This window comes from Thomasclavelia sp., from assembly GCF_047249845.1.
Taxonomy (GTDB): domain Bacteria; phylum Bacillota_I; class Bacilli_A; order Erysipelotrichales; family Coprobacillaceae; genus Thomasclavelia.
In genome coordinates this window covers 1-8,977 of sequence record NZ_JBKTWO010000070.1, presented here as the reverse complement: position 1 = coordinate 8,977, position 8,977 = coordinate 1, and the positions used below count along the sequence as shown (strand labels likewise).

Sequence of the window (8,977 nt, the reverse complement as noted above, 5' to 3'; positions counted from 1 at the left end):
CAGCATGCCCTTACAGGGCGAGTGCATACCACGTCTTTTAGGCGTGGTTATGATTCGATTCTAAATAATTATATCTAATATTCTAAATAGTAATTATGTATTTTGGACTATTAGAATTTATCTTGATTTTTTTCTGAGTTTTCATACAAATGATATAAGATCACACTATACATATGAAAAATCTCATATATTTTCATATAATTATTTTTTAGAAAACACGTGTCCTTCATTAAATCTAAATTTTTTATCATTTCTAGTAAAAGAAGCTATAGAAAATTTGTATTATTACTTTGTTTGACTTATTTTAGTATAATGTACATTAAAAACCACTCATGTGCTTTTATTGCTTATAAATTAGGTAAATCATTTAAATTAATCAGCTTGCAACCTTTATCTTCATAATAATGGAGCATTTCATTAATTTTCTTTTTATTATAACTAGTAATACAATCAGATAAGACATTAACTTTATAGTTAGCCTTACGTAAATTATATGTGGTTGATTTAACACAAGCAACAGCATCTGCTCTTGTTATATAGAACTCAGATATTTTATTTTTATTTATAAAATCTAGGAAATTTTCACTAGTTAAAGCATTTCCTTTTGATTTTATGAAAATATTATTTGAAGCTATTTTTAAATCTGAAACCAATTTAGATCCATATGTATCAGGTTTAAAAGTTCTTGTTCCAGCTGACAGATTATAGTGTCTTATATAAACAACGTGAATATTGTTTTTGACTGCCCACTCTATTGATTTATTTATATTATCAATTATTTCCTTGTAATTCTTTGTTATATCATTTTGAATATCTATGACTATTAAAGCTTTTTCCATTATATATACTCCTCCTTATAATTTGAAATTCCTCAATAATTAACATATTTATTGCTTGGTCTTAATTAAACTTTATTATTTGTATTTTATCAAAATTGGAAGGTAGTAGATTTTGTATCATCTTGCTTTTCTTATCTTCGAATTTTGATTTTATATCTAGAGTAGATTATTTTTTATACATAAAGTTTGCAACTAATATGTTAATATCAGAATATCATATATAACTTGCAACGCTGTGTCAGGTTTTATATTTTTCTAAAATTTTTTTAGCTCTTTTTGATATAATATCACGAATTTTTTGAGGAGCAATCACCTCTACCTTATCTCCATAAGAAAGAATATAACTAAATAACAGTTCATTATCTGGCATGAGTGTTTCAACTAATAAGTTACCATCTGAAGTTTTTGTTACCTCATCATTAAACTTCTCATAAACTTGAACTGACATATCTTTATCAAATAATAGTGTTACTTTAATCATTTTCATTTCAAATTTTTCTGCTCTTGTAAAAATTTCATCTGGTATAGTACGGATATATCTATCATCTGTCATTTTTAAATCTCTAATACGCGTTAATTTAAAAAAACGGTAGTCATGTCTCATAGAGCAAAATGCATATAAATACCAATCATAGGATTTAAAAACAAGTTTAAGTGGTTCAACTACTCGTTTGATGGCTTCACCTTTACCGTTATAATAATAAAATGAAACTTGCTTACTTTTAAAAATAGCACTTTGTAATATATGAAAAGTTTCTTTGTTAGCTCCGGTTTTTGTCCAACTTGAAAAATCAAATTCAAACCAATTTATATTTTCCTGTTGAAACATACTACCTAGTTTCAATAAAAGTGTATTTGTACTATCTTCTTCTATTACTCTACTTCCTTGTAAAGCTATGAGAATCTGTTCTTGTTCTTTCTCGCTAAGAATAGATTTATTAAGTACAAAATTATTTTGAATAGATATACCACCGCCTTTGCCCTGGGTTGCATATATAGGTATACCAGCAGAACTTAATATATCAATATCTCTATAAATAGTTCTTACCGATACTTCGAAATGTTCAGCTAGTTCTGGAGCTGTCATATTGCCTTTTTCTAGTAAAAGATAAATCATTTGAAAATATCTATTTTCTTTCATAAAGTACCACCTCTTGCTGATTATACATAACTTTAGATTAACAGTCATGTTTAAATTATATTTTTTAATATTTGTCAGCTAATATTAAAATGCATTACATTATTTTTAGATACTTTATGTTAAATAATTATCTATTTAATTCTCTTTTATAAATATTTCAGTGTTTATATTTTAGCTTTATTTAATAATTGTATTAAAAGTTTAAAAATAATTATTGAGGGTATAATTGTTATGATTATACATATATTATTATAAAAGGAGGATTCAAATTGTCAGGACGTAAATTAATTTCCTTTTTAATTAAAGCCAAAGATCAAGATCATATCATAATTACATTATTAAAAGAAAATACCCGGTATTTAGTACGAACGGAGTATGAACATATTGGTGATAAAATAAAAGAAACTAATTATGAAATTGACCGTAATTTAGTTTATCAAATTTTTTGTAATCTAGAGGTTGCTGAATTTGATGAGCTTGATAATGTAGATAATAGTGAAGAAGTTGCCAATATGAAGGTATATTATGGTGACCAGGAGTATTTAGAACGCAAGATTACAAAGCCGTTATTAAAGAAAGCTGATGGCTTGAATAATGTAATTAAATGTTTAATTAAATATGTTGATGAGAGTTTAAATAGAAGTGTATTTGTATAGCCGGTATTGTATTATACTGGTTTTTTTATATTTCCAAGGAAATAATTTGACGAAATTTTTATTTATTATAGGAAATTTGTTATAAATAATATACAATAGGGATGTAATATTAGGAGGAATAAAAAATGAGTGGATTTTTTGGTGTAGCATCAAAAGAGAGCTGTGTATTAGATTTGTTCTTTGGGGTAGATTATCATTCACATTTAGGGACAAGACGAGCTGGGATGACAGTTCATGGTAATAATGGATTTCAAAGAGCGATTCATAATATTCAAAACTCACCTTTTAGAACTAAATTTGAAAAAGATATTGAAGAATTTAAAGGAAATTTAGGGATTGGATGTATTTCTGATAATGAGGCGCAACCATTATTAGTAAAGTCACATGTTGGTTCATTTGCGATTACAACAGTAGGTAGAATAAATAATTTAGAACAATTAAAAGATGAATGTTTTGCTAGCGGAGCAACACATTTTTTAGAAATGAGTTCTGGAGAAATAAATCCAACTGAATTAGTAGCTGCTTTAATAAGTCAAAAAGGAAGTATTGTTGAAGGAATCAAACATGCTCAAGAAATAATTAAAGGTTCGATGAGTATCTTATTATTAACATCAGAAGGAATTTATGCAGCAAGAGATAAATTAGGAAGGACACCAGTAATCATTGGTGAAAAATCAACAGGTTATTGTGCAACATTTGAAAGTAGCGCCTTTTTAAATCTAGGCTATCATCATTATCGTGATCTTGGCCCTGGAGAAATCGTATATATGACACCAAGTAAAATTGAAGTCAAACAGGGACCTGGTGATAAGATGAAAATTTGTTCATTCTTATGGGTATATTATGGTTATCCTACATCAACATATGAAGGAGTAAATGTTGAGTGTATGCGTAATCGTTGTGGGAATTTATTAGCAAGTCGTGATGATGTTCAATCAGATAGTGTGGCTGGTGTACCTGATTCAGGGATTGCTCATGCAGTTGGATATTCAAATGCATCAGGGATACCATATGCAAGACCGTTTATTAAATATACACCTACGTGGCCACGTTCATTTATGCCGACGAGTCAAAGTCAACGGAATATGATTGCTAAAATGAAACTAATTCCGGTACAAGAATTGATCAAAGATAAAAAACTTCTTTTAATTGATGATTCAATTGTACGAGGGACTCAATTAGGAGAAACAACAGAATTTTTATATGAAAGTGGAGCGAAGGAAGTACATGTACGTCCCGCTTGTCCACCAATTATGTTTGGATGTAAGTATTTAAATTTCTCACGTTCTAGTTCAGAACTAGATTTAATAACTCGCCGTGTAATTCAAAAACTTGAAGGTGATAATGTCAGTGATGAAGTATTAAAAGAGTATGCTGATCCTGATAGTGATAGATATAAAAATATGTGTGAAGAGATTAGAAAACGCTCTAAATTCACTTCGCTTCGTTATCATCGTTTAGATGATATGATTGAAGCAATAGGTTTAGAAAAATGTAAATTATGTACATATTGCTGGGACGGTAAAGAAGATTAGGACAGTGTCTGATCCTTACTCGATAATGGGGAATTAAAAATAAGAGATTTCAAAAGCTGCTATATTTTATCGGTAGCATAAGAAATCTCTTTTTTACATTTACCCTAAAGTAAGAAAGAATCCTGTATTTTTACAGTCTTTTTAATTTAGAAATTAATAATTATGTATAATATATTAAAAAAATTTCTTTTTAAATTAATTATTATTACAAAGCAGGAGGAAAGAGTTTTATTTTTATGGTTAATTATATTGTCAATATTCATATATAAGTTTAATGGGTAGTTTTTAAATAGAGTAGCTGGTGAGAATATTTTGTGATTCAGTATTAAATCGAATTTTTAGTTGATATCCTTTTGAAATAGTAAATTATACTGTAGTTAATAACGTAATTTTAATCGATCAGTACATAAAAGATAGATGATAAATATTTTATCTGCATATCATAATAATGATAATCAAGTTATGGTAAACTTTCATTTTGAATTGGTATTTTTTGATTATAGTCTTTTTAGAATATTGCTTATTTTTTGTTAAATAAAAGGCTGTAAAGGATTAATAAAAATAAGAATACTAAAAAATTGCTTGCTGGATATTATTGTATAATTTGTATTTAAAAAACAGTAAAGTATCGAAGTTTAGGATATAGATATACAAATAAAACATTGAAGGGTATTTACACATTTTTTTAAACAATCAAATAGTATTATAATAACTAATGGATTTAAAGGCTTTTAAAAAGTTTAATAATTTTATGAAAACTACACTTTTTTAATTAATAATGGGTGGTGAAAAAGCAAAAAGAATCTTTATAATATTATATAGTATAAAGACTTTTTACTTGATGAGTAAATATTTAAAAGTAAAAACTTTATATGATAGGATTGTTACTTTAAGTAGGCAAGACCAAAAGGCACTAAGAAATGGGGCTTTTTAGTCTTGTCTTTTAGTGCTTAATAAAAAAATATATTTGTAGAGGGGTGAAATGATTAGAGTAAATTGATTAATTTTAATATTATTAAAAATATGAAAGGGGAAACGTATACATGAAAAAGAAAATATTACCAATTATATTGTCTGCATTAATGGTAATGTCAGTTAATGTAGCTCAAATCAGAGCTGATAATAATGCAGTTATTGCTAATCCTTCATTTGAAGAAGAAATTGATGAAAATGAAATACAATTGTATAAAGCAAAAAGGACAAATGAAAGATCATTTGATGGTGATTATTCTATTAAAGTTGGGACAGAAAAACCAGAAAATGAAGTGGATGTACCTAAATGGCAATACAATCTTGGTAAAGGAAGCGCAACTATTACAGTTCGTAATGCTAAGCCAAATACAGAATATACTGTTAAGGTAAAGGTATTAAATACAACTGGAGTTCGTTTTGAAGTAGGAGTTGTGGATATTGATGGCAATGGTGATTCTCCTTGGAATCTTGGTGTTGCTAAAACTGAAAACTCTACAAAAGATGAGGAAAATTGGGTAGAAATTTCTAATACTATTACTACTGGTTCACATACAAATGAATTTTATATTTTTGCATATTGTATGAATCAAAAAAATGGTAAAGATTCAGGGGCTTTTTATATAGATGATGTTGAGATTACAAAAGGTGAAACTGTAGCTTTATCAGAAGCACCACGAGTTCAATATAACACTGCTATTAGTGAATTTCCAGCAACAATACCAGCAATTCAATCATTTGAAGTAGATGATTATGATACAAATTTTAAGTTAGATGTCACAAATCAGGTTTTTTCTACTGATGAATTTAGTCAGGAAAAAACTAGATATTTAGCTGAAAGTATGGTTAATAAAGGAATTATTGAAAATTATACTATAAAGCAAATTACAAATGCTAAAGATGGAGAAGGAATAGTTGTTGTAAACCAACCAGTTACTTTCTCTTTACCAGAAACAGATAAAGTTATCTATAACGAAGTAGATACATATCAAATTGATATCACTAGTGATAAAGTTATTGTTTATTCAGATTATATAGAGGGTATTCAAAATGGAACAATGACATTATTACAAGCATTTGCACAAAGAAATCAATTAACTGCAGGAACTGTAAAGGATTATACAGATCAAAGAACAAGAGGATTTCAAATCGATACTGCAAGAACTTTCTATTCTGTTGATTGGTTAAAAGAACAAATGGAGCAAATGGCTTATTACAAGCAAAATAAATTGCAGCTTCGTTTAAAAGATAGTGAAGGTATTCGTTGGGAATCTGAAATCGCCCCAGAATTAACAGATAAAGAAGGTTATTATTATACAAAAGAAGATGCTAAAGAACTAGTTGCTTATGCAAAAAAATTTAATATCGAAATCATTCCAGAAGTAGATTATCCAGGTCATAGTGAAATGGAAGTAGATATGTTTAGAAATGCAGGTAAGAATGATTGGCTTCTAGGAGATGGAGTATCAGGTGTTTCGGCTGTGTTAAATTTCACAAATGCTGATGTTCGAGAATATATTAAGAGTATTTATAAAGAAGCAGCACAATATTTTAATGCAAGTACAATTCATGTCGGTGGAGATGAATATTTTGATATAGCTTCTTCATCTGTTTCTAAAGATATTGCAAAATGGGCAAGTGAAGAAACTGGAATAGCTAATAGTACAGAATATGATGGTATGAAACTGCTTTTTAATGAAGTTGCTGGATCATTACTTGATGAAGGGCTAAAAGTTATCATGTGGAATGATGCTGCTCGTCTTAATGGAAATGTTGAGTTAGATAAACGTATTATAATTGATATTTGGGCAGGAAGCTGGCGTCAATCTGCTAAAGGAAGTACTGGGGCAGCAGCAGGTTATAATGTAATGTCAAGTTCTTCAACTAATTATCATAATTTATGGTATCAACAACGTAAAGAGTCAGTAAGAAATCCATTTCCTAAAGAAATGTATGAAAAGTTTACAAGATATAATTATTCTGTAAGCTCTAGTAGTTATGCACAAGATGAGATTTTAAAAGAAAATAAAGATAAATCATTAGGACAAATGTTCCCTATCTGGTCAGATATTTTAGGTGGTGTTTCAGGACCTGTTTTAAATAGAACATTATTCCCTCGTTATGCTACATTCTCTTATATTACATGGGGAGCAAAATGTGATAATGATGAAAAAACAATGTCTTATGAAGAATTAGAAAGATTGATGTTTACACTTGGTTCACCACGTGAAGAAATTAAAACAAATGTTGTTATTAATTACAATGAAAATGATTTGAATCAAGTTATTAATGAACTTGAAGTAGCTTTAGATAGTATTGAACCTGATAACAGAGGGGTTCAAGAAAATATTGATAATTTGTATGCAAAATTAGATGCTATTAATGCAAATAAAGAAAATTATCAAAAAGATGGTTTCTACACAGATATAATTAATGAAATTATTTATGATTATGAAAATGTACAACATACGGATAATGCTGAGGGAAATTTAGTCAATAAAAAACCTCTAAGAGCAGCATTAAAACAAGCAAAAGCAATTGATACAAACTTATATGTACAAGAAAGTGTAGATGCATTAAATAATGTTATTAAAGAAGTAGAAGAAATATTAAAAGATATTGATGCAGTTCAAGAAGATTTAGATAAGATGGAAGAAACATTACATAATGTAATGGGAAGTTTAGTTTATAAGAGTGCCGATTATAATATATTGAATGCTATGGTAGAAAAAGCAAATGCTTTAGAAGTTGATAAATATAAAGATTTTAGTGAAGTAGAAGCAGCTTTATCATTAGTACGATATGATTATAATATTACAGAACAAGAAACAGTTGATGCAATAGCTCAAGCAATTGAAGAAGCTATCTTTAATCTAGAACTTAAGGATACAGAAAAAGCATCTCTAAGAGAAATGTTAGAGACTGTAAAAACATATGATACAAGTTTATATACGCAGGAAAGTATAGATGCTTTAAATGAAATTATTGAAGAAGCTGAATTGTTATTAAAAAATCCTGATGCAACACAAAAAGAACTAGATGATATGAAAATAGCATTAGATGAAACCGTAAATAATTTGAAATATAAAAGTGCTGATTATCAAAAAGTTGATGATGCTATAAAACAAGCTGAAAAATATATTAATAAACCAGAAGACTGGCAAGGTGTAGAAGCTATCCAAGAAGCTATTAACAATGTAGAAAGAGGCCTAGATATTAGATATCAAACAGAAGTTGATGCTATGGCTAAAGCAATTCAAGATGCTATAGCTGCTGCAGTATACATTGGTGAGGCAGATAAATCTGAACTTGAAGATTGGATAGAAGAATGCCAATGGGAATTAGAAAATGAAGGTTTTATGTTCATGGATGAGGCAATTGCCAAATTAAATGAATTTATAACAGAAGGAAATAAATTAGTGGCAGACCCTGATGTTTCACAAGCTGAAGTTGATGCCATGACTAAAGCAATTAGATCTTTCTTATATGAAATTTATGATGGTGATTGGAATAAAGAATTAGATTTAAGTGCATTTGATGCTGTATTTGAAAAAGCTAAATCATTGGATCCAGATGATTATGTTGACTTTTTTGAAGTAATGTCAGTACTTAAGGATGCAGAAGATATAAATGAAAGAAGAGATTGGTTAGATATTTACAATCAATTAGAGGTAGATGAAGTTACTAAAGCGCTTGAAAATGCAATTAATAATTTAGTGTTGAAAAAAGCTGCAGATAAAACAGCATTATCAATTGCAATTGATATGGCTAAAGAAGTAACACAAGAACAGTTAGATAAATTAGTACCAGTAGTAGCTGATGAATTCAAAGCAGCAT

The 8,977-nt window shown here is 28.5% G+C and carries 5 protein-coding genes; 3 read left to right on the top strand and 2 right to left on the bottom strand.

Translation table 11 applies throughout. The annotated features are described in order from the left end of the window. Positions 1-347 precede the first annotated feature (347 nt). Positions 348-839 carry a cysteine hydrolase family protein gene (locus ACLR9T_RS12715; protein ID WP_413109877.1) on the bottom strand — a complete coding sequence of 164 codons (492 nt, stop codon included), beginning with the start codon at positions 837-839 and terminating at the stop codon, positions 348-350. A 238-nt stretch (positions 840-1,077) separates the two neighbouring features. Further along, a complete protein-coding gene (locus tag ACLR9T_RS12710) occupies positions 1,078-1,980 on the bottom strand; it encodes a helix-turn-helix transcriptional regulator (RefSeq protein WP_413109876.1) in 903 nt (300 codons plus the stop codon). Between the two features lie 269 nt (positions 1,981-2,249). Here ACLR9T_RS12710 and ACLR9T_RS12705 point away from each other — a divergent pair, with 269 nt between their 5' ends. The 3 genes from ACLR9T_RS12705 to ACLR9T_RS12695 form a co-directional block, all read left to right on the top strand. Then, a complete protein-coding gene (locus tag ACLR9T_RS12705) occupies positions 2,250-2,636 on the top strand; it encodes a hypothetical protein (protein ID WP_413109875.1) in 387 nt (128 codons plus the stop codon). Between the two features lie 125 nt (positions 2,637-2,761). After that, complete coding sequence (locus ACLR9T_RS12700) at positions 2,762-4,171, top strand: amidophosphoribosyltransferase (RefSeq protein WP_413109874.1); 1,410 nt, start codon at positions 2,762-2,764, stop codon at positions 4,169-4,171. Between the two features lie 1,043 nt (positions 4,172-5,214). After that, positions 5,215-8,977 (top strand): family 20 glycosylhydrolase (locus tag ACLR9T_RS12695; protein WP_413109873.1); only part of this gene is annotated, 3,763 nt, incomplete at its 3' end.

Excerpts from the sequence above, each read along its gene's own strand:
- ACLR9T_RS12715 (WP_413109877.1), bottom strand. The coding sequence starts at position 839 with ATGGAAAAAGCTTTAATAGTCATAGATATTCAAAATGATATAACAAAG.
- ACLR9T_RS12710 (WP_413109876.1), bottom strand. The coding sequence starts at position 1,980 with ATGAAAGAAAATAGATATTTTCAAATGATTTATCTTTTACTAGAAAAA.
- ACLR9T_RS12700 (WP_413109874.1), top strand. The coding sequence starts at position 2,762 with ATGAGTGGATTTTTTGGTGTAGCATCAAAAGAGAGCTGTGTATTAGAT.